Source organism: Flavihumibacter solisilvae (assembly GCF_000814475.1).
GTDB lineage: Bacteria > Bacteroidota > Bacteroidia > Chitinophagales > Chitinophagaceae > Flavihumibacter > Flavihumibacter solisilvae.
In genome coordinates this window covers 70,033-95,316 of sequence record NZ_JSVC01000003.1, presented here as the reverse complement: position 1 = coordinate 95,316, position 25,284 = coordinate 70,033, and the positions used below count along the sequence as shown (strand labels likewise).

Sequence of the window (25,284 nt, the reverse complement as noted above, 5' to 3'; positions counted from 1 at the left end):
TGTTAGCCAGCATTTCCTTCGTCAATTTTGGGTTGGCAAGTCAGTCGCTCTTATGATAGTCAGGAAAACACTTTCGCTAAAGTCAATGTATGAATTCGCAGGTCATCATATCTGGTGGCTCACCACATGGATGTCGCTTGTGACTATCGTTTATTATTGCACAGGTTGTAAACTGATCCTGTTCCCGTGGTTGCCGCTTTCGCTGGTTGGCACTGCCGTCGCATTCTATGTGGGTTTCAAAAACAACCAGTCGTACGGAAGATTATGGGAAGCAAGAAGGCTCTGGGATGAGATCACCGGCCAAAGCAGGCAGCTGGCTGTAATGGTCAAAAATTACCGTTCAGAAGAAGCGGTTAACCAGGACGAGGGCAAAAGCATCAGGCAACAAATCATCTTCCGGCATATCGCGTACATCTATCAATTGCGTATACAGCTACTTGAACCAGCTATTTGGGAGCATGTGAGCCTGCATAATGTATGGAGAACAGGCCGTCATAACCGGCAACGACGCGCCAGGCTTATTGACATGTTCAAAGCCGAATTGGATGAGATCGCCAACCGGAATTACCTGCCGGCAGCGGAACAACTCAATATTCAGGGTCACAGCAACATTGCTGTACAACTGCTGGAAAGGCAATCCCAAATGGTACAGCACCTGCTCGACATCAAGGCAATTAACCCGATCCAACAAAGTAATATCCAGGGAGCAATTAATGACCTGCATAGTGTGCAGGCTAAAGTGGAACGAATTAAAGGAACACCTTTCCCCCGCAAATATGCCAGCTTCAGTTTTTTGTTTGTCTGCATCTTCGTTTTCCTCCTCCCCTTTGGAATAATTGCCGAATTCAACAAGATAGGTGGCGCGGCTATCTGGCTGAGTATCCCTGTCGGGGTTATCGTTAGCTGGGTATACCTGGTGCTGGAAATGATAGGGGATTATTCAGAAAATCCTTTTGAAGGACTGCACAACGACACACCTATGCTTTCCATTTGCAGATCCATAGAGATTGACCTGCTTGGAATAACAGGAGAAATAAATATCCCAAAGCCTATTCAACCAAAAGAATTTGTCTTATTCTAAAAACTTCGATTATGAGTATCGTTTCAATTAATCCCACTAGTGGTGAGCAGATCAAAACCTACGATACATTGACACTTGACGATGTTAACAGGAAAATAGAACAGACTCACCAGGCATGGAACAGCTGGAAAAAATCAGGCCATGCCGAACGCAGCAGGCTGCTTACAAACATGGCTGGCGTTTTAAGAAAACACAGGCAACCATTGGCTACCCTGATGGCAAATGAAATGGGCAAACCTGTTATCCAGGGGCTCGATGAAATTGAAAAATGTGCCGTGTGCTGTGAGTACTATGCCGCCAATGCACCAGCACACCTGGCTGACCGGGTCATAGAAACCGAAGCATCCAGGAGTTATGCCAGCTTCCAGCCACTGGGAGTAATTCTTGCGGTCATGCCCTGGAATTTTCCCCTCTGGCAGGTGTTCCGATTCCTGGCACCCGCACTGGCAGCCGGAAATTGCGGGGTCCTGAAACATGCATCTAACGTACCCGGCTGTGCGCTGGCCATTGAACAAATTGTAAACGAAGCAGGTTTTCCTGAGCATGTGTTCCAGACATTGCTGATAGGAAGCAACCTGATCGATAAGGTCATCGAAAATCAGCATATCAAAGCGGTAACCCTGACAGGAAGTAATAATGCAGGAATCGCAGTAGCCAGCAAAGCAGGAACTTTTCTCAAGAGAACTGTATTGGAACTTGGCGGAAGTGATGCCTACGTGGTACTTGCAGATGCAGACCTTGAACATGCAGCGGAGACCTGCGTAGGAAGCCGTTTGATCAATAGCGGGCAAAGTTGTATTGCGGCAAAAAGATTTATCGTGGAAGCCCCGGTCGCAGAAGCATTCACGCAAATGTTCCTGAAGAAAATGCAGGAAAAGGTCGTTGGTGACCCGCTTGCACTTTCCACTGATGTCGGTCCGCAGGCCCGCCAGGACCTGAGGGACGAACTGCACAACCAGGTTCTTAAATCCATCGAGAAAGGCGCGTCCTGTATTTTAGGAGGAACAGTAGCTCCGGGCAAACATGCTTTTTACCCGCCAACCATCCTGACAAACGTACAACCCGGTATGCCGGCCTATGATGAGGAACTATTTGGCCCGGTCGCTTCGATCATTACCGCTAAAGATGAAGCCGATGCATTACGAATTGCAAATGACAGCGATTTTGGACTAGGCTCTGCCGTATTTACCAGTAATAAAGAAAAAGGGGAAAATATAGCCCGGAATATTCTTGAAGCCGGTTCCAGTTATGTAAATGAACGGGTTAAATCGGATCCCCGCTTACCATTTGGTGGCATTAAAAATTCCGGGTATGGACGGGAGTTAAGTTCATTTGGGATCCATGAATTTGTCAACATCAAGACTGTTTACATTAAATAGCCAGGTTATGTACATGCAAGTAAAGGAAAAACCAAAGTCAGGCTGCTTTATCGGTCATAAAGGGCTGGACATTTTTTACAGGAACTGGAAAACGGATGGCATGCCTAAAGGAATAGTCATCATTGTTCATGGGCTGAATTCGCATAGCGGCTATTACAACAATTTTGCCCTTCAGCTCAACAAGGCTCAATTCGGGGTTTTTGCCCTGGATCTTCCCGGAAGGGGTTTATCGGAAGGCGAAAGATTCTACATCGGCAATTATAATGATGTTGTTGCAGACATCAACTTACTGATGGACATCGTCGTATCCGAATACCCGGCATTCCCCGTTTTCCTGTTTGGCCATAGTGCCGGAGGGGTATTTGCTTCAGTGTATGCCATGATCTACCAGTACAAACTTGCGGGCCTGATCTCGGAGAGCTTTGCCTTCCAAATTCCAGCGCCCAGGTTTGCATTGGCTACGATCAAATTCCTGGCTAATGTAATTCCGCATACCCGGCTGGTGAAGTTAAACAATGAGGATTTTTCCCGGAATAAATCCGTGGTGGACACGATGAACAATGATCCATTCCTGTTAGGCGAAAAGCAACCAGCCAAAACAATGCAGCAATTGTTACGTGCAGCTGATGACCTAAAAAATGGCATGAACAGGATAAGCCTTCCCCTGCTTATTCTTCATGGAACTGCAGACAGGGCCACGAGCCCCGAGGGAAGTAAATACTTTATGGAAAACGTTTCTTCCAGTGACAGGGAACTGAAGTTGTATGAAGGATTTTACCACGACCTGGTAAATGACAGGAATAACGGTGTGGTGATAGATGATATCATCAGCTGGCTGAGCGAAAGAGTTTAAAAGCGTTTCTGGATCAACAGCTCTTCCAGCTGCCGGATCTCGTGGGCAAAGATGGTCTTTTTCCTTTTGCAGAAATAAAGCATGCTTTCAAGACTCGCAGACGCCTCCCATACCCGCCTGATAGTGTTATTCCCGATCGCCTTCCTGCATAAAAATTCCGGCATAACCGAAAAGCCTTTTCCGTTGCTCAGGCACCGAAGGATGGAAGAAAAGTGAGGAACTATATAGTTCGGACTCAGGTCCGGCAGGCAATCAAAATTGGCGATCCAGAAATTTTTGAGGTACATCATATCTGCAGCAGTTGAATACCACACCTGTTTTTTTAACCAATGTTTCATGGCTTTCCTGTCGTTGTTTACAACCAGGTTATCGAGCTCTGCCGATTCGGTTCTGCCGCCACAAACGAGGATGATCCGCTCAATAAAGAACGGGGTGTATTCCAGGTTGGCATGTAGTTCCTTATGCGGTGTCACTATCATATCCAGTTTACCGGCATCAAGGTCGTGCCGCATTTCAGTGTAATTATCAAATCGTAAGATCAGGTTGAAAGGCAATTGCGCCACATGCTCCTCGAGTGAGTATTCGAAGGTTTCATACCTCATGCCTACGCTGATGGTCGGCTTGTTAACCTTTGAATTCCTGAAAAATGCCTGTTCGGTTTCTTCCAGCTTTTTCATTGAATCGAAGATGCAGTTATACAAGATGGTTCCCCTGTCCGTAGGTGTCATTTTCCTGGCTTCGCGCTTGAACAAGGGGTAGCCGGTATAGGTTTCGAGGGAATTTAAATGCAGGCTCACCCCAGGTTGTGAAATATACAACGCGTTGGCTGCGGCCGTCAGGTTACCGGTCTCATAAATTGCTTTAAATGTCCTAAACCATTCGAGATTCAACATAACAACAGCTTGTAACTGAAGGCTGCGATTTGTATGCCAGTTGATCCAAATTCGGTAGTACAAGGCAGGGGCAATCCTCAATAGAATGCATAACAGCGACTTAGGTAGCTGCCCTGCTAAACATTCGGGAGTGAGACTTATACAGGGCGTCCAAATATTTTGGAGGCTGAGGTGAGGGACTCCAAAAAAAATGGGGGGGGGCGCTTTTTGCAGCATCAGTTGAGTTTAGTGCAACCATACATGATTGATACTTAGAAATTGTAAAACGCAGGCGGAGACAATAATTTTATAGTCAACTCCAGCAGTATGGCCAGTGAAAAAATGAGACTGTATTATGATGGTGCAGGGATCTTAATTTCGATCACCTGTGCTATTCATTGCATAGTGTTGCCGCTGTTTCTCAGCAGCCTTTCCCTGCTCAGTATTGAATTCCTGGAAAATAAATGGGTGGAATGGACGATGATGCTCGCTGCCTTACTCTTTGGCATCATCTCCCTGTATCATGGATACCGGCGTCATCACCGGAAGAGTATGCCTATCGTTTTGTTTGTCGCAGGCTATTGCCTGATGGTTCTCAACCAGGCCACACTCGAACGATTCATCCACCTGCTGGTACCGGCAGCTGCCATTTCTATTGTAACAGCGCATGTGTTGAACATCTGCTTTACGAGGCGAATTTCGAGAGCTCAAAGAAGTTCTTTTCAAACGGCGGATCCTGGATCGAGGCCTGCAGAAACTGCATGATGGGACCTGAGACCGGGAAATCAAGATGCTCCCTGAAAGCCTTTTCATCCCTGAATTTTTCGAAGGTCACAAACCGGTCCTGGTTACCCTCCAACTGGCTGAATTGGTACAGGAGAATGCCGCTGCTATTTCTAAATACAGGCATCGCCGTAGAAAATAATTCTTTTAAGCTAACAGCTTTGCCATCCATAGCATGAATAAACAGCATCATGGTAACGGCGTCACCAGTAAGGCCATCCTTTTGCCATGCCTGCTTTGAAAGCGGCGACAGGTCTGTGAGGGAAATGATTTCAGCAGCGCTTACAGGCAAGCCTGGTGCATACTGCCCAGCAAGGTTCCGGTCTTCCCAACGTTCAATTATCCAGATATTGTTGCTGTTTTGTTTATCTGTGTAAGACTCCGCAATAATATTTCCTTCTGCGTGCCGTACATTCTTTAAATAATTGCTGACTGCAGGTTTGAAAGCTGCATGCGCGTTTTGATCGACAGAGAATCTCAGGATCCTGCCAAAATCGGGATATTCTTTTTTCACAACATAGAATTTGAAATGAACAATAAATGAACAAGGTGACATTACATCACCTTGTTCTTTCTTCCCGCCTGTTTATAATGGTTCTGAGATTTCGAGAACGACCCGCCCTTCTACTTTTCCTTTCTTCAGCCTGGGAAGAATCTCATTAATGTCTTCAAGTTTTGCGCCTGTTACAACTGTCTTCACTTTCCCCTGCAGTGCGATCTCTATCGCCTCCTGCATTTCCTCCCTTGTTCCGATCAATGAACCTTTTACTGTAATCTCATTCATGATCGAATCGAGAATGGGCACATCCACGCTACCCTCGGGAATGCCAACCATGGTCATCGTACCCCCGGGCCTGATTCCGCCAATTGCCTGTCCAAACGCTTCGTTCTCTACCGCAGTCACCAGCATCCCATGCACGCCACCAACTTCGCGCTTAAGGAAGGCAGCAGGATCTTCTTTGGAAGCATTCACCGTGAGGTCTGCTCCCACCCTTTTGGCAAGTTCCAATTTCTCATCATTGATATCGATTGCGACGACCTTAAATCCCATTGTCTTCGCATATTGAACGCCAAGGTGACCCAGTCCACCGATTCCCGAAACGCCCATCCATTGACCAGGACTGATCCCTGTTGCTTTCAAACCTTTGTACACGGTTATTCCTGCGCAAAGGATCGGTGCCATTTCTTTGAAATCAAAACCATTTTTCGGGAAGCGGGCTACATTGTTGGCATTTGCAATCACATACTCGGCATATCCCCCGTTAACTGTATAGCCGCTGTTATGCTGATCAGTACAAAGCGGTTCCTTACCCGAAGAGCAATAACTGCAGTAACCGCAGGTACTGTTCAGCCAGGGAACACCCACGATATCGCCTTCTTTCAAATTCTTCACATAAGGTCCGAGGGCTGCGACATAACCGATAGATTCATGACCCGGGATTAAAGGAAGCTCGGGTTTCACTGCCCATTCCCCGTTTGCGGCGTGCACATCGCTATGACATACGCCGCAGGTTACAACTTTTACCAGCACCTCGTTCTCTTTAGGTTTCGGAACAGGCACTTCTTCAATCTTCAACGGCTTTCCAAATTCATGAATTACAGCCGCCTTCATTGTTTTTGGTATCATACTGCTATTTTTTAGGTGAGGAAATAAGTGAGTGATTCAAAGGTAGACTGCAGCAAAAACTTACTGTTATTGCAGGCATCAGGTGATTGAGCACAAATACTATTTATGTGATAGAAGTGATTTGAAATAACAGGAAGGGCGGTTCAACTTTGTAATGCATAAATGATTACAAATGGAAAACAACATCAAAGACAAAGTAATTGTCATTACAGGCGCGAGCAGCGGACTGGGTGAAGCCACTGCGAAATACCTGGCTGCAAAAGGTGCAATAGTTGTATTAGGAGCCAGGCGCGAAAGCAAACTGAAATCAATAGTAGCTGAAATCTCAATTCTCGGCGGCACGGCGATTTACGAGCTCACCGATGTAACAAACAAAGCTGAGGTGAAGCGCCTGGTTGATAAAGCTGTCAGTACGTACGGCAGGCTTGATGTCATGATCAACAATGCCGGCATTATGCCCATTGCGCCAATGTCAGAGACCAGGACGGACGAATGGGACAGCATAATCGATATTAATATCAAAGGGGTGTTGTATGGCATTGCAGCAGCATTACCGTTTTTTGAAAAACAGCAATCGGGCCACTTCATAAATATGGGGTCCGTGGCCGGAGTTAAGGTGTTCAGTCCGGGTGGCACCGTTTATAGCGGAGCCAAATTCGCGGTAAGGGCGATCAGTGAAGGGCTGAGGCAGGAAGTAGGCAAAAGCATTCGTACCACTACAATAGAACCCGGTTCCGTTGACTCAGAACTGAAACTCGGCACCTCGCATTCGGAAAGCGCCAAATACGTGAACGAGTTTTACAAACAGGCTATTCCGGCGGAATCGGTGGCGCGGGCCATTGCATTTGCGATCGAGCAACCGGCAGATGTAGACATCAACGAAATTGTGGTCAGGCCTACTATGCAGGATTTTTGATACATTGCCGAACTGACAAACTGAACCTGAAATGGGAAAAAATGGCCTTTTGTTCATTCCTGATATCAGCGGATTTTCCCGGTTTGTAAATGAAGCCGACATTGAACACAGTCGCCTGATCATCCAGGAATTGCTGGAGGTGTTGGTGAACTCCAACCAGATTGGTCTCAGGCTATCTGAGATCGAAGGAGATGCGATCCTGTTTTACCGGTACGACGACTCGCCGGATGCACACCAGGTTATTAAGCAGGTTGAAAAAATGTTTTGTGATTTCCACACGCACCTGGCATCATATGACCTCAGTAAATATTGCAATTGCAATGCCTGCCAGTCGGCCGTTAAGCTCACCCTGAAAATCATTACCCATTATGGCGAGCTCACAGAATATAAAGTCAGGAATTTCAGCAAGCTGATGGGAAGGGATGTGATCATCGCCCATAACCTGATGAAAAATGATATCGAGGATCATGAGTACTGGCTGGCGACGGAAAACATGTTTCCCTTTATACATGTAAACTCAGCCAAATGGCCCCAATGGCATAGTGGAAATAAACTTACCGACATCGGGAACATTTCATTTCAATATACCCAGCTGGGGATGCTACGCGATGAGATCAAACCAGTGTTGGTGCCGAAAGTAAAATTTTCAGAACTGGCGCTTGCTTTCTCCATGCGGAAGACATTCAAAACGCGTATTCGGCTGCTGTTCAGGGCAACGGCAGATTTTGAATTGCGCAGTCGTTGGATGGAAGGCGTGAAACAAGCAGAAAAATTTAACGACCTTCTTCCCCGTTCAGGAATGAGGTGCAAGATCACTTCGGAAGATGGCGAGGCAATAATCAGCAGTCGAAGCAAGGTGCTGGCTGACGACCTGATTGAGTTCACTGAGAACGACGAAGGCCTGAATTACCTCGTTCACTATACTTTAAGCAAAATTGAGCCAGGGGTAGTGAACCTTAAATTCAACTATTACATCAGGAAGAATGCCATTTCCGAACTGCATTTCAAACAGGACGAGAAGGAAATGGTTATGAAGAGATATAAGAAGTCATTTGCTAATTTGGTGCGGTTAATTGATGAAATTGATCCATTAAAGAAATGAGGGGGCGCCTGCCCCTGTCTTATTCAAAGAATTCCAGTTCCGCGATCGCCAGGGTTTGGTCGTTCGCCGCAATACCGGTAGATTCTATTCGTACATACCTCGCCGTTACAGGGGCGTTGAAGGCGTGCTTCCGGGTTGTGGGATCGTTCACCAGGTTGCCGAAAGTGAAAGTGCCTGCGTCTGTCCAGGTGTTGCCGTCGGTGCTTACTTTAATAATCCCTTTTTCCATCATGCCTTTACCGTGGGTTTGCGTTTGCGGGGTGTAAGCAAATGCTTTAAGGGTGGTGCTGGCTCCCAGGTCGATCGTGATGAAATGGGCGGCGCCGGTTGGCTCCGACCGCCAGTACGTTTTGGGATTGGCGTCAAACGCGAGGGCTGCGGCGTGCTTGCCGGTTTCACTGTCGGCACCTACGAGTTTCCAGTCTTTGGGGATGATGCCGAACTGGCGACTGGTTACACTGCCAGTCTCGTCTTTGGCAATGGCAAAAGCTTTCACTTCGCCTGCTGTGAAGGAAAAAGGCTGGTCATATTTTTTCGCCTTGTTTGTAGGCGTGCTGCCATCGGTGGTATAATAGATATCGATGCCGCTGTTGATGTTCTTTGCAGCGTTTTGTCCATGCGGGTTCCAGCCGAAATCTTGCAGCGATGGCTCGATGCTGACCATGCCGGATGCGTTCCTGGCCAGCTGCAGTTGCGGCGGACGGGTCTTATAATAATGCGCGGTAACGGTGCTGATGGTGGGTACGTCACGCGATTCCAGGATCCTGACACGGAATTTGCTGGCTGTTACTTCCGGGAAGCGGAGGATCCGCTTATAGCCGATATTGGTAGCAGTGGCGAGTTCTTTCCATTCATTGTTGATCCAGGCATCGAGCGCATGTTTTTCTACGCGTTCACCTTTCGTGCGGATGTCTTCCTGCAGGGCGAGGCGGTTGATGGTAACCGGGGCCGGGGTGGTGATCAGTATTTCCTGGTTGGTTTTGGAGATGCTGGCTTTAACGAAAAGGTTGGTGCCGTAGGTTTCGCGGATGCGCTTGCCGGTTTCTTTCAGTACGGACACATCTTCAGGTGAGAATTTTCCCTCGCGGTTGGGCGGGATGTTCAGGAGGAAAGTGGAGTTACCGCCGACAGACCTCTCGTAAATATCAAATACATCGTCGGCGCTGCGCACTTTCTGTTCGGTATCGTCGCGGTAGAACCAGCCTTCACGGATGGAGGTATTGGTCTCGGCCTGCTGGTAGTGCAGGTATTTTCCTTTGTAGAGGTCTTCGCGGCTGCCGAGTGAAGCATCGGTAAGGTCTGCGAAACTGTTCATCTGGTTAGGATTTTCCGTGTAGGGGATCACGTTCCATTCGGTGTCCCTTGTTCCGCCCGCTTCGTTACCGCACCAGCGGATGTCTTCCTTGCCGAAGATCACGGCGTTTGGCGACAATGTTTTGATCAGCTTTTTCCAGGCGAGGTAATTGTATTGCTGGTTGCCTTTTCTTTTCGGGTGGGCGCCATCGAACCATACTTCGTCGATGGGTCCGTATTCCGTGAGCAGTTCAAAAAGCTGGTTCATGAAATATTCGTTGTAATCGTCGGCCTCAAACTCGAAGGTGGTCTTGTTGGCAAAGGGCCTTCCGGGTACGGGGCGTGGGATCGTTCTTTTGGTGTATTTGCTGAGGTTGCCATAGAGGCCGGTCGGGCTTTCGATCTGGAAGAGGTCGGCGGGAGAAAGATAGATGCCGAGTTTCAGTCCATATTTCCGGCAGGAGTTGGCGAGTTCCTTTACGATATCACCTTTCCCGTTTTTAAAGGGTGAGCTCATGATGCCGTGGGTGGTGTAGCGGCTTTGCCAGAGCACGAAACCATCGTGGTGTTTGGCGGTGAGGATGACCATTTTCATGCCGGCGGCTTTCATGGCTTCGCACCATTGGTCGGTGTGCAGTTCTTTGAGGTCGAAGATCTTCGGGTCTTCTTTACCGTTACCCCATTCCATGCGGGTGAAGGTATTGGGACCGAAGTGGATGAAGGCGATAAACTCATTTTTGAGCGCGGCGTACTGGGCGCCGGTGGGCACTACGCGGGCTGCTTTCTTTATGATGGTCTCTTTGGTATCCTGTTCCGTAACGGGAATGGTGTTCGCAACCGGGTTGGAGGCGATTTTCGTTTGGGCGGGACAGGTTGCTGCAATTATTGCGGCCAGAGATACCAGGAGAGTCTTGCGCATGGTCATAATTTAAAGCTGAAATGGAGGGCTAAAGTTAGGGATAGAGAGGCGGTTAATTTGACTGGAAAGTGGCAGGGGTTGCCTCGATTTTAGCCGGGGGGGTGGATTCTTGCAAATCTGGCACCTTCAAATTATTTTACGGCTCCAAACAAACTTTGATCATGAAAGCGCATTCATTAGCGGTAATTTGAGGTCTCATGAAAGTTTTTAATTCCAGGACATATATTGACAAACTCCAGCTGCACTTTGAATCTTATTTCGGTGTGACGGGAAAGGCCTTAACTCTTGACAAAGGGCCAAAAGAGAAACTGCACTCCGAATTCTTTATATTAGAAATACCACCCAATAAGCGACATGGCATGTTTTGTTATTGTTCGGTTGGCATGTCGGCGGACAGGATAGACGACAATAAGGTTGAACTTGTTGTTTATTCACCGAGGTCCGACATCTCGCTGGTAGAACTGATAACATACTGCGCCTCTTATCATAGAACAAAGTTGCCATTGAATCTTCATCATACTGTAAACATCGGACAACCCTGGCTGGACAGCTCCTTGTGCAACCATGCTTTTATATCTCTACCTTACCTGGAAGGCGAAGAATTGGAGCTCTTCCAGTTTGAAGGCAACACTATACATTGTTATTGGGTGATTCCGATAACGGAAAGTGAACGAGACTACAAAATTGCGAACGGTTGTGAGGCATTAGAACAGTTGTTTGAAGAAAGGCACCTTGATTATCTTAATCCGAACCGAAGTTGCCTGGTTTCGGGCTAATAAACCACCAAATATTCGTCACGTTAGGTGAACGTGATTAACAATATGTTTAAATTAATAACAAGGCTGGCGCAGTTCGCTTCCACTACATGTATCTTGCTCTTTATCTATATGGTGTACGCTTTTGCGGACATGACTGAATTTGATCTAATCACGGAACTAAGCTTCATAATAATTCAGCCAATTATTGGCCTGATTCTCACTTTCCTGACAACATCATGTTGTTATTTAATTGGCCTTCCATTGAGGCTGAATCAAAAGGTAAAAACCTGGTGGTTGGAAAGACAATTCATCCCTGCATTTGGATTAATAGCAGGGATAGTACTTATTTTACTTTCATTTTATAGTCAATTCACCCATCTAGAAATAGTCACCTTGGACAGTGGCACAGTTGAGAAGAGAGTCCCCAATTTTACTTTAGCTATTATTGGATGGTTTACTATAGCGTTCGCATTATTGCATTTTTATCCGTTTCACTTTTTTAAATATTCAAAGAAGGCACTCAAGTAATATAGGCGTTGCAGACAAAGCTTATACAAGTCTGGTGGGGATGATTGAGATGTATACCATAAACCAAAGTCCAAAATACCTTTACATTCTATGTTGAAAACTGTAACTACCCTCAGCTTTACTTTTGCAGTCCTTTTAACCTGCTGCAGTATCCCTGAAAAAACAAAATCACCTTTAAATGCGGACAACATCAAAAGTGAACTGTTTACTATAGATTTAACTAAAGACACCACTTTAATAACCTCCAAAGGTGCCAAAATTCATATCCCGATGGGGGCCATAGAGGCCGCAGGGACTGTCTCTGTACAATTAGAGATTAAAGAAGCTTATAGCATAACGGACATGATCAATGGGGGTTTAACCACCAGCAGTAGCGGCCAGCCATTAGTCAGCGGGGGAATGATTTATATTGATGCCATTGGAGACACAAACGTAAAAATCACAAGTTCCATTACTATTTCGCTTCCAACTGGCTCCCTGAATAAAGACATGCAACTATTCAAGGGAAAACTGATGGATAAGGGAACTATCAACTGGACAAACCCAGCCCCCCTTTTTGACATAACAAAATCAGAAGCTAATGATGCCGGAGGAGCGATTTTTCAGGACAATTGCGCTTCATGTCATGCAATTGGTAAACCTTTGACTGGCCCCGACCTCGCACACGTTTCCAAAAGAAGAAGCAAAGAATGGCTCTACGCATTTACACGAAACAATCAGCAGGTCATTGCCTCGGGAGACTTTTATGCAAATTGTCTCTACAATTATTGGAACAAGGCTGCTATGAATAACTTTCCTTCCCTTACAGACGTAAAACTCAGAGCCTTGTACGCTTACATTGAAAACGAAAGTAACAGTAAGAACCTGCCTGTGCCGCTAGAAGCAGGATGCCTTGACAGTTGCGTCACCTATTTCAAAGAACAATTTGAATTAGCCAGCACAACACGCCAAAATCCCCGTAACCCACTATTTTACGAATTCAATATCATATCCTTTGGCTGGTATAATATTGACCTATTACTGGAAGGCGTTTTTGGTGCACAAGTAAGCGAACTTACTGTTCGTCTTAAAAGCGAACATAAGAAAGACATACAGGTATACTTAATTATCCCTTCACAGAAGGTGTTTCTCGAGGGAAGGTTACTAAGCCAAAGCAACGATCAATTTGTCTTTCAAACCAAAGATGGGAAAATAGAATTACCGCAGAATGTACTCGCATACATAATTGCCTTAAGCGAGAACAATGAAGGCATATTATTTGGCAAGAAAGAATTTCTTATTACTACCAGGCAACATATCGATCTTAACTTAAGACTCGTTTCTAAAGAACAATTTCAAGAGGAGCTTACATCTATGAGCCTGGATGACCTGAAGACTGAAACGTTAAAACCAAGGAATTGCAATTGCGATTGCTTCCCAATGCAACCAAAACGTACAAACGACTAGTCAGCCATTTAAACTATCACGTAGGACAAGTAAATTAATTATGTAGGTAAATTGGGCCTCTATGGCTTCGTTCCCTTTACTGTTGCATTATTGTAATTCGTGAGGCACTCGTTAAGCGGTTTGCCCTGCTTATAAATGCAATCACAAAACTCTTCACAGGCCTGGGGGTTGCTGTTGCCGGGGCAGCCATTTATACATTCCTCGGGGGAATTGCCGGGCCGAATGGCATAGAGATACTGGTTTATGATTACCACTGCGGCGAGTGTTGCAATCACCGATCCGAAAAACAGGAACGGAAATTTCTTGCTCAAAGGTTTTTCGCGTGGTGAGTGAAGCTCTTTAATTTGTTTGAACGGCAAAAGATATTTCAGCCGGTTGAAGTCCCAACACAACAGGTACAAATTGGCCAGAACCATAAAGGTTGTGATACGAGTGCCTTCGAAACGTACGGCATAAGCCAGGATACAAATATTCAGGATGATGGGAAAATACAAGAGGGCACCAAGAAGTGCAGTCCGGGGAATAAGCAATAGAAGGGCAATCAGCACCTGCGTAATGCCGATAAACGTATAGTAGTACCCGGTTTGGTGCAGGGCTTCCAGGTAATGACCCATCGGGTTGTTAACGGGTAAGCCGCTGGCGAAGCGTTCTCCACTGATCTTTACAATTCCGGAGATGATAAACGCGAGGGCCAACATGATGCGACAGAAAATGGCAAAATATAGAAACCACCTGTTTCCCTTTGCATCGTTATATACATCATTAAGCCGGCTTGTGATATTCATAAGTTGGTTACGCTTTCATGAATAGGCTATCTATATAAAAGTCCTTTCAATTACAAAGTAAACAAAAATAAGTTACATTTAGAAAAGGAAACTGGCTTTACTTTGGTGCGTTAAAGTATAATCAAGATGCTAATTAAAACCTTACAATCATTATTCACGAGAGACCTGAACAGGTTACGGAACGAGATTGAATTGTATACGAAGGAGGAAAAAATCTGGAAAGTTGAGGGAAACATTTCCAATTCTGCAGGAAACCTTTGCCTGCATTTAGTTGGGAACCTGAATACTTTTGTTGGAAAGGAACTCGGCAACACCGGTTATATAAGAAACAGGGAATCGGAATTCTCATTAAAGAATATTCCACGGCAAGAACTGGTCAGGAAGATCGACGACACCATCGAGGTTGTGAACAAAACTCTTGACAACCTGGACGAAAGTTCAACGAAAAATGACTACCCTGTTATAGTGTTTGAAGAAAGGACTACAATTGAATACCTGTTGGTTCATTTAGTCACACATTTAAGCTATCATTTAGGACAGGTAAATTACCATAGAAGGATGATTGACTTGTGACAGAAGACATCCTTTCCTGCTATTGAAAGATCACATGCTTGCCGCCTTCCAGCAGTGTTTTTTCATCCAATAGACCATAGAGCTGAATCAGTTTGGCGATGAGGCCGGTCCACCCGGTCTGGTGGCTGGCACCCAGTCCTGCGCCGTTGTCGCCGTGGAAATATTCGTAGAAGAGAATATGATCTCGCCAGTATGGGTCGGACTGGAATTTTTCCGTGCCGCCGTAAACCGGTCGCCGGCCGTTTTCGTCCTGCAGGAAGATCCGGGTAAGGCGGTCAGAAATATCCCGGGCTACTTCGAATAGATTCATGTGGTTGCCGCTGCCGGTGGGACATTCAATTTTGAAATTGTCGCCATAGTACAGGTAGTATTGGAGGAGCGCCCGAATGATCAGTACGTTCATGGGCATCCATACCGGCCCGCGCCAGTTGGAATTACCGCCGAACATACCGGTATCTGATTCAGCGGGAAGATAATCGACCCGGAAATCCTGGCCTTCCACATTAAAGATGAAGGGATGTTCCAGGTGATACCGCGAAAGTGAGCGAATCCCGTATGGACTGAGGAATTCATTCTCGTCGAGCATTTTGGTGAGCACCCTGCGAAGCCGTTCGGGATTGAGCAGGGCAAGAATCCCTCTTCCTCCTACCCCGTAATGACCCGGACCGGTTGGATGGATCCCATCGAGGAAACCGGGTGTGCGTCTTGCACGAGCCTGGATAAACGACAATGCCCAGGGAATCTGCTCACGCTGCCATTTTTCCACTATCGTGGTGGCACACAGGGGTAGCAGTCCAACCATGGACCGAACCTTCAGTCGCTTGCCACTGCCATCAGGAAGGCGGAGCAGGTCGTAGTAAAAACCGTCTTCCTCGTCCCACATGCTGTCGTGCCCCGGCTTGTTCAGCGCGAGTGCAATAAAATAGAAGTGCTCGAGAAATTTCAGCACCATGTCTTCGTATATGGGATCCCGTGTGGCCAGTTCAACCGCGAGCTCTGTCATGTTCTGGGTAAAGAGGGCCATCCATGCGGTGCCGTCAGCCTGCTCCAGGTAACCACCGGTCGGCAATGGGGCACTGCGATCGAAGACGCCGATGTTATCGAGTCCAAGGAAACCACCTTCAAACACATTCTTGCCAAAGCGGTCTTTCCGGTTAACCCACCAGGTGAAGTTCAGCAGCAACTTGTGAAAGGTCAGTTTCAAAAAATCCAGGTCGGCCTCGCCGTACTGGGCCTGGCCGATAAGGTACAGGAACAGGGTGGACCAGGCCTGCACCGGCGGGTTTACATCACCGAAGTTCCATTCGTAGGCGGGCACCTGCCCGTTGGGGTGGATATAGTCTTTATGCAGCAGCAGCTTCATCTGTTCCTTGGCAAAGTCGAGATCCACAATGGAAAGAGGAAGGGTCTGGAAGGCAAGGTCCCAGGCAGCATACCAGGGGTATTCCCATTTGTCGGGCATGGAAATGATGTCTTCGTTGAGCATGTGAAACCACTCGCGGTTGCGGGTCATATTCTGTCCGCCCAAAAGCGGGTGTGCCTGGTGTTCAGCCAGCCATGTGTCGCCATCAAAATAGTAGTACTGTTTGCTCCAGAGCATGCCGGCGATAGCCTGCCGCATTATTGCCGCACGATCGGGGGACGCAGCTGCCGGGGCAACAAGTTTATAAAATTCATCCGCCTCCTGCAGCCGGGAGGCAAAGGCCTGGTTGAACCCAATTCCAAATGGATCATTTACGGAAGTTTCCGCCACGGCAGATCTTGCGGTTATGGCGCTAAGTCTCAGCTGCACTACTGCTGATTGCCCGGGCGCAATGGAGTTGCGATAATGGGCAGACATTTTGGTACCTGCCTTACCGGGATTTATCGCATGCTGCTGCCCGAGTACCACAAAATTATTGATGCCGGCTTTCAGGTTGTTTTCGTTTTCGGTGAAAAGCAGTGGCACATCGCCTTCGCAATAAAAAGAATAGTTACCCAGGACCGGGTGTGAGGCAATTGCCATGCAGGTACCGGTTGGCCCTTCCAGCTGGGTGATCAGGGGCTTTTGGCCGGCGGGCTTTTCCATTACGGCGGTCCAGTCGTTGCGAAACCAGAGCGTTGGCAGGATGTGCAGCTCTGCAGGTTCCGGTCCACGGTTGAACGCTGTGATCCGCACCAGGATGTCTTCAGGATCAGCCTTAGCATATTCCACGAAAACGTCGAAGTAACGGTTATCGTCAAACACACCAGTGTCGAGCAGTTCGTATTCCATTTCGGTACGCGAGCGCCTGCGGTTTGTCTCCACGAGATCAACGTAAGGAAAGGGAGCCTGCGGATACTTGTACAGGAACTTCATGTAGGAGTGAGTAGGCGTAGAATCAAGGTAGAAGTAGTATTCCTTTACATCCTCACCGTGGTTTCCTTCGCTATTGGTAAGGCCAAAAAGCCGTTCCTTGAGTATGGGGTCTCGCCCATTCCAAAGTGCCAGTGCGAAACACAGAAGCTGCTTGTCTTCAGAGATCCCTCCCAGCCCGTCTTCCCCCCAGCGGTATGTGCGGGAACGTGCCAGGTCGTGGGTAAAGTAATTCCAGGCATCCCCATTCTCGCTATAGTCTTCCCTCACTGTTCCCCATTGCCGTTCAGAAAGGTACGGTCCCCATTTTTTCCAGGGTATTCCTTTACGGGCTTCCCCAAGACGGTTATGTTCTTCGGTTGAAGTCGGTTTCATGAACAGCTTTGATGAAGGTGGGGAGCGATATAAATATACGAGACAATCAGATAAAGATGCCACCGCCCACTTCCACGCGCTGGGCATTCAGGTAGCGGCTATCGTCTGAAAGCAGTGAAGCCACAAATGCGCCTACATCATCCGCTTCGCCAAGGCGGCCGGCAGCGATCATTGCCGCCATTTGCTGACGTTGATTTTCGTCGCCCTTGCCGCCACCGAATTCGGTATCGATGGCTCCAGGGGCAACTGAGTTGACCCGAATCCTGCGTGCTGCAAATTCTTTGGCGAAATATCTTGTCAGTGCTTCGAGGCCAGATTTCAATGCCCCGTATACAGCTGAGCCGGGAAAGGCAAAGCGGGCAAGTCCGGATGAGATATTGATGATCTGTCCACCGTCTGCGATTATTGGCAGCAGCTTCTGTGTGAGAAAGAATACCCCCTTGAAATTTACATTCACCAGTTGGTCGAAAATAGATTCGGTGGTGTCTTTGATGAGTACGCGCTGGCCGATGCCGCCATTGTTGACAAGATAGTCGAAGCTCGTGCGGTTCCATTTTTCTTTAAGGATATCCCTGACCGTGATAGTGAAGTCGTCGAACGACGCGGTATTGGCAATGTCGAGGTGCAGGGCAATGGCTTTGCCGCCGTTGTTATTGATCTCGTCGGCTACTGCCTGTCCATGTTTTTGCTGGTTATTGAAGGTGAGGATAACACCAATACCGCGTTGGGCTGCATGGAGGGCGATGCTTCTGCCGATGCCCCGGCTGCCTCCGGTTACGAGAAGGATCTTTTGCTGTTGACTCATAAAATAATTTAAGCGTCAAAGTTCCCGCGGGCCGGATGCGTGGAATCAGAGGTTTCACGGTGGAAGCTGGACAATTCACGGATTTACATTTTGAGTTTTCGGGGAGTTTTTGAAATAGCAAAATCCTTTTTACGGTGCTAAAAATTAAAATGCTGCAAATTAACCCGCTGAATTTGCGGCATGGCCTTGGTTCCTAGTATCACGTAAAACGTTACGGCGTATTGTTAAACCAAAAAACAAATCATCATGAGTGAGTTTTTGATTACGGTCCTCCGGGATCTCACGAGCAGGAATCCCCATCCTTCACAGGAAGAATTGAAAGACGCATTTAAACCATACCAGGATTGGATTGCAGGGATTGCGGCAGAAAACAGGTTAGTAGCTCCACCAAAGAGATGGGACCTCGATGGGCGGGTTGTCAGCAGGGCAGAAATTGTACAACAGGGACCTTATGCGGTGAATAATATGTCGATGGGTGGGTTGTTCCTGATACGCGCAAACGATTATGATGAAGCCGTTGAATTTGCGAAGAAGTGTCCCATCATTAAGTACGGCGCAGTTGTAGAAGTACGGATGGCTATTCCTGCAGCATAAGGTTTTGGTGTAGAGGAATGTCTTTGATCCGGACAGAGGCGTTCCTTGTAGGCGGGGATCCTACTTTTACTGCCTCAATCGGTAATGCGCAATCTGAATGCCGCGAGGAATTATATTTAATAAGCGACGAGCTTTGGAATTATTGTGAGTTTTAGTTAATTCGTAGATACATTCGTTGGCAGAAATTATGAAACCTACCAAATATCAACCGCTCCTATTTTCACTGTGTGGTGTTTTGTTAGTTGGGCTAATCTACCAATTCTCAAAATTGCCCGGAGGTATGATATTACCAGGATATTATTTTGGTCTGGTCTTGTTAGTTACAGTAATTATTTCGTGCTTTATTTTGGCAGCGGTTCTGAAGATATTTATCAAATCTGTTCCATACCGAATTGTCTTTTTGCACACATCACTTGTGGGATTAATCTGGCTTCACTATTTTGTCTATTCGCCGCAGTTACATATTCAAGTTCCAACGAACTATCGAGGCGAAGTAATGCTTATTTTAAGGGACAGTAGCCATAACAATTTACACATTGACAATAACGGTATCGGCTATATTACAAGGTGGACATTTAACAAAACATATTTAAAACCGGTTGTTACAGACAAAGAAGGAGTTGATATTAGCAATAGGTGTATTCCATTTAATAACTCAAGTTTTTGGGCAATTGGCCGAGGACCTGATCCAAGTGGGAGGGGTAGTATGCGATATCTTTCATTTAAGATTGATCCGCTGAACGTTGATAAAGATTGACCAGTAACGCAATATCTTAATCTTAAGTAAAAATATTAGGCAAATTCTGCCAACATTGGCATTGGCAAAAGCGGAATCCCAGCACCATAAATAAAAAAACATAACTAGTGCCCACCTTCGCCAATACCTTTACGTTTGCTGCCAGTTTAAAGTAGACACAAAACTAAAATGGACACAGAAAAATACCGAACAGGAAGTAAGAGATTTTGGGCAGCAATTGTGGATTGGATTGTTTTCCTGCCTTTTTTGTTAGTAGGCCAATGGATTTACAAATTCACCAGCAATATCTATATCCTTTTTGTATGGGTGACATTCTTAGCCTTTGCCCCACCTATCTATTCAATCATTCTTCACTACAAGTATGGACAGACCATCGGAAAATGGGTTACTAATGTGAAGGTGATGGACCTTAGCGAAAAAAGATACTTAACGCTTTTGCAATCCCTCACCCGAGACAGCTTCTATTTGTTGGTTTCATTGGTTTCGCTTTTATACTTTGGACTTCTTCTGACACAAACGCATAAAGCAGAATCAATTCTTTCAGATTATGAAAGCTTTTCGGACAATCCAATCTTTTGGTGGACACTTATTGAACTTATAACAATGCTAACAAATGCAAAACGACGTGCAGTTCATGATTTTATAGCAAATTCAGTGGTACTTAGGACACAACCCAATAGCGATAAAAAATTGATACCACTCAATATTCCAGCTTACGAGTTTGGAGATGAAGATAAAAGACTTGCTTTGCAAATCATTGGCCTGAAGTTCTCACATGTCATAAATCCAAAGCCATTTGCCCTTGTTTTCCATTTTCATATTAATGAACAGACCACTTTTCAAAATTTAGAAGACTTTTTAAATACGGTGCCGGGCGAGTTTCAAATAGAATATTTCCGACCATTTGACTCTGAAAAAAGCGAAGCTGGAACAATGGTGACAGTTCAAATGTACGGAAGTGATTACTGCTTTTATAACAGAAGCCACGGACAAGACAAGATATGGAAAGCATTTACCAGGGAAGCATTATTAACTGAACTGTTTACATACAGGCAACATCAAAATTTCGGAGAAATCAATGTATCAAGAATAGGCAAAAAAGCAATTGTTGGAGAAAAAGCTTATTGACAGTCGCGCAGCATACCTTTATGTTTTCCTAACAATTAAAAAACGAAAAATGAAAAAGAGAATACTTGCATCCCTGCTTTCAGCTATCGTTTTAAGTACGGTGCTAATAGCATGTGGACACAACCAGCAAAAGAAACCTGCTGACCACATTTCCAGCAACGATACACAGTTGACAGAAGAATATCTGAGACGGATGGACTCCCTGGATTTTCAATTTTACAGCAACCAGATGTGGGACTCACTTGCCATCAGTCATGCGGACAATATCAAAGTGTATTACCCTGACGGGACTACGACAACCGGACTATTCCCCCAACACATAGATATGCTGAAACCAATGTTTGTTTTTGCGCCTGACACGAAAGTCACCTCACACCCGGTTAAATTCGGCACAGGTGAATGGACGTCTACCATCGGGGAAGTGGAAGGTACCTTTTCCCAGCCCATGCCGGTCGGGAATGGCAAAACCATACCGCCAACTGGAAAGAAATTTAAATTCAGCATGTGCACAGTGGGACATTGGAAAGATGGAAAAATGATTGAAGAATATCTTTTCTGGGATAACCAGTCCATTATGAAACAAATCGGGTTGGCCCAGTAAAAAATTATTATGGTGCGAAAAAAAGGATAAAATGCCAGATTTGCAATCATGCTGTTCCGAAAAACAAAATCGAAAACTCATTACAAATCACTGAGTATTTATGTTTCCGCCAAACACGGCCACATAATCTTTGCCCCTGTATCCATAAATCTTGCTGGCATTAGGTATGAGCAGGAAGCGTGTTTTTCGTATGAGCTTCCCCTCTCCGACCTGCCACTCGGAGAATACACTTTGAAGTATTTTGGCCTATTCAAGACCATGGACAAAGATTTACGGCAACACAAATTGACAGACTGGCCAGCCTTTAAGCATAGCAAAGCCAAATCAGTGCGAAGCTTCGAAGCAGACTACATCCGCATAAGCGTAACGGGGGTTGATGAAAATAATCACAGTTTTAGAATTGAAGGATCGCCTTTTAAAGACAGCGAACTCTCGGTAACGAGTATCATTTCAGCACATACAGAACCCATTAATTTAGGCGATCGTGTAAATAAGGTCATAAACGTATGCCTGACCGGAAAATTCTGAATCATGAAAGTACTGAAGTCTGTCCTGCAAAAGGGGACCATCCTTATTCCATAACCACCATATCCCAATACTTCAACTGCGGCAAGGTAAATTTCACTTTATCTCCCTGCCGGGTAAACTCAAGAGCCTGCGGCAGGCCATGGTTCAGGTCAGGACTGGCCACCCATACTTTTGAAATGGAACCGCTGACAGAAACCTCCAGATCGGCGTTACTGAAAGTGACCGGCGTGGGTTGAGTACCGTTGGTATCGCGCCAGTCGAAGGAAGTAGCATTGGCCATGTTGATGAAATGCAGCACCTGCTTCTCTCCAACCTTTTTTCCCTGAACCGCTACTTTGCCTGACTGCGGCGGCCAGCTGGCGGTGTTGAATTTCCCGTTTGTACAGGTTACCGTTATGTTGTTGAAATCGCCACCGTCGCGCAACAGGTTTTGAAACGCGGTAAGAAAGTCATAGTACACCACGATCGCTTTCTGCAGGTCGTCGTTCATCACCAGGTTATTGTTGGGGAAATATTCCTTGCCCAGCATGTGTTCGCCTAATTCGAGGTGACTTCCACCAAAAGCAAAGATCACCGCGTTTGCCAGCAATACGCCCGGGGTGTTGAATGCACCCGGGCTTTCTGCTTTTTTGTAGTTAACATAGGCGGCCAGTACCGTGCTTTTACCGCCACTGTAAGTGGCATTGTTTTGGATCACCGTGGCAAGGTCTTTATAACCTTCATGACCGGTCCACACTTCGGTGTACATAAAATCTACCGGCGCGCGGGCAATACTGTTTTGCTGCCCGTACTGGTTCACCGCATTCATCACCAGTCTTTTTGTCGGGTGTGCAGCTTTCATGCCTTCGAGGAAAGACTGGAATCGTGAGGCGAGATCGAGGCCGGTTCCGTTATAGGTGTAAAGCCCCGGTCCCCTGTCACCCACCTGGTCAACATGGAAGCCGTCGAAATCATACACCTGGTATACATCGTTGTTCTTGTTGGCAAGGTATTGCTGCCAGGATGTATTGGCCGGGTCGGTAAAAAAGATATCGCTGGTGAATGGCGGGTTGGGAAGTTGAAACACATCCCTTTTCGTATGCTGCGCATCTTTGAACATGAACCATTCCTGCTTTACCCCGTCGCCGGCACCATCGCCAAGTGCACCGTAGCAAAGATTATAGAACATCGCTTTCATGCCTGCCTGGTGGGCGCGGTCGATATAACCCTGCACCGTGTTGCGCTGGATAGACCTGTTGGCAATATCTTTCCAGGTAGCTGAAGGACTCGCTACCGTACCCGCTAAAGGCTGGTGGTGTTTGTGGTGCCAATCGTAGAACTGGATGCCGTTGATATGGTAACGGTTGAGTGAAGAAATTACTGAATCCATTTTTGAAGATGGCACCGCGCCGTATTCACTTAGGAATCCGTAACGCGGGAATTTGCTCCAGTCACTGCTCACATCGATGGCAATGGATGCATGCGTTTTCTCAGTGTTATTCTCCTTCGTATATACTTCGGCGAGGTAACCGCGGAAGTCGGTGGCGGGTGCCTGCCAGTTCCAGCTCGTGCCGGACAAAGGGGCTTCACTGGTAACGGTATTTAAATGCCAGTAACGGACATTACTGTTTGGCGGCACCGTATTCAGGGTAAAGGTCACGGTTTCACCGGGGCGGTAAACTGCCTTATCGGTTTGAATACGTGTTGTTGACTGCCCGGGTGTAATGGGATTGCTCGTGACGTTATTCCTGTTGCATGCGAGGCACGCAACAAGAAATAGGATGAAAATATGTTTCATGGATCGGGTTATAATTTTTCGATGTCGACCGTTTCTTTCAATTGATTAATGGTGATCCGGTAAGTACCGGGCGCAGTGATCTGCCATTTGTTGTCGGGGTTGCCACCCTTTACAAATTTTGCCTGTTTAAGGGACAGGTCCTGGTGATTGACCATGGGCATGAAATAGTCGCCACCCCAGTTGCCTGTTCCGACAGGGATCTTGAACTCGCCCGCTGTCATGGCCCCTTCCCAGGTGAAGATGTAAGGATTGCCAGCGTCGGCGGTCATGGGTGTGGGATTGTCGATGTTCCAGCCAGCGGGAGTAGCATCACCAACAAGCCAGAGTTTCGTGTAAGGCGTAAATGGCGTGATGCTGATCTTGGTTGAATACAGGTCTAATTTGATCTTATAGGCACCGGGAGTAGTGATCTTCCACTTGTTATCGGGACTACCACCTTTAACCAGTTGAACGCCATCGGCGGACAGGTCCTGCTGGTTTACAAGGGGCATATAAAAATCGCCGCCCCAGTTACCGGTTGTGGTCGGGATCTTGAATTCACCGGCTTTCAGCACTTCATTGAAATCGAACACGAACAGGTTGCCGGCGTCGACCCGCATTTCACTGGGCGCATCGATGTTCCAGCCGTTGGGTGTGGCATCGCCTACGATCCAGAGCCGCTCGTAAGGTGGAACGGTGGGATTGGTGGGCACGGCAATAGTTACGGTCTTGCTGATGAGATCAGCCCTCACGGTGTAGGTAGCCATTGAAGCAACCGTGAATTTATCGTCCGGTTCACCGAAGTCGGTGCGATAAAACAAAGTGCCTGGTTCAGTACCCTTATTGTAAGTGGGAAGCCACTCACCCAGGGTGGTCATGAACTTGAACTCGCCGGGCATGAGGAGGCCGGTCCAGGTGAATACGCCAGGCTCTTCTTCCACGGCGGTTAGGGGTGTTGCGTTTGCATTATCCCAGCCGTTGGGCGTGGCGTCGCCGATGAGGTAGAGGGTTGAAGAAACGGGCTCGTAGGGAACCACGTTGATCACTACCGGTGAGGAAACTTCTGGCTCGAGGCCATCAGTGTTTGCCTGGGCAATTACGCGGGCTTCGAATGCGATGGTTGTTCCCGCGACCGCACTGTATTTTGTCAACGCGATCTCGTTCAGTTTGCCGGTGGTGAACTTGTAGGAGTACACAGCTGTTCCCATGTCTTCAGAAACAGGGTCGGTGAAATTCGTTCCCTGTTTTGCTAACTGCAGGGTGTAACCGATCGATGCATTGGTGCCCTGGTTGGTACCGGTTGTCCAGGCAAGCACAAGTGCTTCACCGTTCTTTTCTTTTTCATTCAGCACCAAAGTTTCCTTTGAAGCTGCGATCACCAGCGGGGTATTCCCCTTATTTGTTTCCGCATAATTTTCCTTTTTACAGGACGCCAGCAATTGTGCAATGGCGATCACTGCAAAAATTTTATAGATGAGTTTCATAAATAG

23 protein-coding genes are annotated in these 25,284 nt (G+C 46.8%); 14 read left to right on the top strand and 9 right to left on the bottom strand.

From position 1 onward, the window contains the following. The first annotated feature begins 52 nt into the window (after positions 1 to 52). The 3 genes from OI18_RS03500 to OI18_RS03490 are packed head-to-tail and all read left to right on the top strand — an operon-like array spanning position 53 to position 3,313. Positions 53 to 1,081 carry a bestrophin family protein gene (locus OI18_RS03500; protein WP_039137288.1) on the top strand — a complete coding sequence of 343 codons (1,029 nt, stop codon included), beginning with the start codon at positions 53 to 55 and terminating at the stop codon, positions 1,079 to 1,081. An 11-nt stretch (positions 1,082 to 1,092) separates the two neighbouring features. Then, positions 1,093 to 2,460 carry an NAD-dependent succinate-semialdehyde dehydrogenase gene (locus OI18_RS03495; RefSeq protein WP_152616712.1) on the top strand — a complete coding sequence of 456 codons (1,368 nt, stop codon included), beginning with the start codon at positions 1,093 to 1,095 and terminating at the stop codon, positions 2,458 to 2,460. Positions 2,461 to 2,467: 7 nt separating this feature from the next. Further along, positions 2,468 to 3,313 carry an alpha/beta hydrolase gene (locus OI18_RS03490; RefSeq protein ID WP_205409976.1) on the top strand — a complete coding sequence of 282 codons (846 nt, stop codon included), beginning with the start codon at positions 2,468 to 2,470 and terminating at the stop codon, positions 3,311 to 3,313. Here OI18_RS03490 and OI18_RS03485 read toward each other — a convergent pair. Then, positions 3,310 to 4,206, bottom strand: coding sequence for a LysR family transcriptional regulator (locus OI18_RS03485; protein ID WP_039137340.1), 897 nt, complete (start codon positions 4,204 to 4,206; stop codon positions 3,310 to 3,312). The two genes, OI18_RS03490 and OI18_RS03485, sit on opposite strands and share 4 nt — an antisense overlap. Positions 4,207 to 4,512: 306 nt before the next feature. On the opposite strand from OI18_RS03485, the gene OI18_RS24145 reads away from it, so the two are divergent. Next, positions 4,513 to 4,950, top strand: a complete 438-nt coding sequence (locus tag OI18_RS24145) for a MerC domain-containing protein (RefSeq protein WP_072038945.1) — start codon at positions 4,513 to 4,515, stop codon at positions 4,948 to 4,950. Here OI18_RS24145 and OI18_RS03480 read toward each other — a convergent pair. Continuing rightward, the gene (locus OI18_RS03480; protein WP_160290186.1) at positions 4,871 to 5,482 is read right to left on the bottom strand and encodes a putative quinol monooxygenase; all 612 of its coding nucleotides are present in this window, start codon (positions 5,480 to 5,482) and stop codon (positions 4,871 to 4,873) included. The two genes, OI18_RS24145 and OI18_RS03480, sit on opposite strands and share 80 nt — an antisense overlap. A 72-nt stretch (positions 5,483 to 5,554) precedes the next feature. Beyond that, positions 5,555 to 6,595: an alcohol dehydrogenase AdhP gene (adhP, locus tag OI18_RS03475; RefSeq protein ID WP_039137281.1), complete on the bottom strand. Its 1,041-nt coding sequence runs from the start codon at positions 6,593 to 6,595 to the stop codon at positions 5,555 to 5,557. A 172-nt stretch (positions 6,596 to 6,767) separates the two neighbouring features. Here adhP and OI18_RS03470 point away from each other — a divergent pair, with 172 nt between their 5' ends. Beyond that, on the top strand, positions 6,768 to 7,511 hold the full coding sequence (locus OI18_RS03470) for an SDR family oxidoreductase (RefSeq protein ID WP_039137279.1): 744 nt from the start codon (positions 6,768 to 6,770) through the stop codon (positions 7,509 to 7,511). 31 nt (positions 7,512 to 7,542) lie between these two features. Next, a complete protein-coding gene (locus OI18_RS03465) occupies positions 7,543 to 8,613 on the top strand; it encodes a DUF2652 domain-containing protein (RefSeq protein ID WP_039137276.1) in 1,071 nt (356 codons plus the stop codon). A gap of 19 nt (positions 8,614 to 8,632) precedes the next feature. On the opposite strand, the gene OI18_RS03460 is transcribed toward OI18_RS03465, so the two are convergent. Further along, a complete protein-coding gene (locus tag OI18_RS03460) occupies positions 8,633 to 10,825 on the bottom strand; it encodes an alpha-L-fucosidase (RefSeq protein ID WP_039137274.1) in 2,193 nt (730 codons plus the stop codon). Positions 10,826 to 11,022: 197 nt separating this feature from the next. Between OI18_RS03460 and OI18_RS03455 the strand changes: the two genes are divergently transcribed. Both OI18_RS03455 and OI18_RS23560 read left to right on the top strand, forming a co-directional pair. Beyond that, positions 11,023 to 11,601, top strand: coding sequence for a suppressor of fused domain protein (locus OI18_RS03455; RefSeq protein ID WP_039137272.1), 579 nt, complete (start codon positions 11,023 to 11,025; stop codon positions 11,599 to 11,601). 600 nt (positions 11,602 to 12,201) lie between these two features. Then, positions 12,202 to 13,557, top strand: a complete 1,356-nt coding sequence (locus tag OI18_RS23560) for a c-type cytochrome (protein ID WP_052272826.1) — start codon at positions 12,202 to 12,204, stop codon at positions 13,555 to 13,557. 59 nt (positions 13,558 to 13,616) lie between these two features. On the opposite strand, the gene OI18_RS03440 is transcribed toward OI18_RS23560, so the two are convergent. Then, positions 13,617 to 14,342 carry a hypothetical protein gene (locus OI18_RS03440; RefSeq protein WP_039137268.1) on the bottom strand — a complete coding sequence of 242 codons (726 nt, stop codon included), beginning with the start codon at positions 14,340 to 14,342 and terminating at the stop codon, positions 13,617 to 13,619. A 126-nt stretch (positions 14,343 to 14,468) separates the two neighbouring features. On the opposite strand from OI18_RS03440, the gene OI18_RS03435 reads away from it, so the two are divergent. After that, on the top strand, positions 14,469 to 14,915 hold the full coding sequence (locus OI18_RS03435) for a DUF1572 family protein (RefSeq protein ID WP_039137266.1): 447 nt from the start codon (positions 14,469 to 14,471) through the stop codon (positions 14,913 to 14,915). A 19-nt stretch (positions 14,916 to 14,934) separates the two neighbouring features. On the opposite strand, the gene OI18_RS03430 is transcribed toward OI18_RS03435, so the two are convergent. After that, positions 14,935 to 17,625 (bottom strand): MGH1-like glycoside hydrolase domain-containing protein, encoded by a 2,691-nt coding sequence (locus OI18_RS03430; protein ID WP_039137264.1) that lies wholly within the window; start codon positions 17,623 to 17,625, stop codon positions 14,935 to 14,937. A gap of 46 nt (positions 17,626 to 17,671) precedes the next feature. Then, the gene (locus tag OI18_RS03425) at positions 17,672 to 18,430 is read right to left on the bottom strand and encodes an SDR family NAD(P)-dependent oxidoreductase (RefSeq protein WP_039137262.1); all 759 of its coding nucleotides are present in this window, start codon (positions 18,428 to 18,430) and stop codon (positions 17,672 to 17,674) included. A gap of 246 nt (positions 18,431 to 18,676) precedes the next feature. Between OI18_RS03425 and OI18_RS03420 the strand changes: the two genes are divergently transcribed. The 5 genes from OI18_RS03420 (at position 18,677) to OI18_RS03400 (ending at position 22,038) form a co-directional block, all read left to right on the top strand. Then, positions 18,677 to 19,024, top strand: a complete 348-nt coding sequence (locus OI18_RS03420) for a YciI family protein (protein ID WP_039137260.1) — start codon at positions 18,677 to 18,679, stop codon at positions 19,022 to 19,024. Positions 19,025 to 19,211: 187 nt separating this feature from the next. Next, positions 19,212 to 19,781 carry a hypothetical protein gene (locus OI18_RS03415; RefSeq protein WP_039137259.1) on the top strand — a complete coding sequence of 190 codons (570 nt, stop codon included), beginning with the start codon at positions 19,212 to 19,214 and terminating at the stop codon, positions 19,779 to 19,781. Between the two features lie 168 nt (positions 19,782 to 19,949). Continuing rightward, positions 19,950 to 20,909: an RDD family protein gene (locus OI18_RS03410; protein WP_039137258.1), complete on the top strand. Its 960-nt coding sequence runs from the start codon at positions 19,950 to 19,952 to the stop codon at positions 20,907 to 20,909. 49 nt (positions 20,910 to 20,958) lie between these two features. Continuing rightward, the gene (locus OI18_RS03405; protein WP_039137335.1) at positions 20,959 to 21,510 is read left to right on the top strand and encodes an ester cyclase; all 552 of its coding nucleotides are present in this window, start codon (positions 20,959 to 20,961) and stop codon (positions 21,508 to 21,510) included. A 48-nt stretch (positions 21,511 to 21,558) separates the two neighbouring features. Then, positions 21,559 to 22,038, top strand: coding sequence for a hypothetical protein (locus OI18_RS03400; protein ID WP_039137256.1), 480 nt, complete (start codon positions 21,559 to 21,561; stop codon positions 22,036 to 22,038). Between the two features lie 43 nt (positions 22,039 to 22,081). On the opposite strand, the gene OI18_RS03395 is transcribed toward OI18_RS03400, so the two are convergent. Together OI18_RS03395 and OI18_RS03390 are read right to left on the bottom strand one after the other, a co-directional pair. After that, positions 22,082 to 23,815 (bottom strand): endo-dextranase, encoded by a 1,734-nt coding sequence (locus OI18_RS03395; protein ID WP_039137254.1) that lies wholly within the window; start codon positions 23,813 to 23,815, stop codon positions 22,082 to 22,084. A gap of 8 nt (positions 23,816 to 23,823) precedes the next feature. Then, positions 23,824 to 25,278, bottom strand: a complete 1,455-nt coding sequence (locus OI18_RS03390; RefSeq protein WP_039137253.1) for a SusE domain-containing protein — start codon at positions 25,276 to 25,278, stop codon at positions 23,824 to 23,826. Positions 25,279 to 25,284 lie beyond the last annotated feature (6 nt).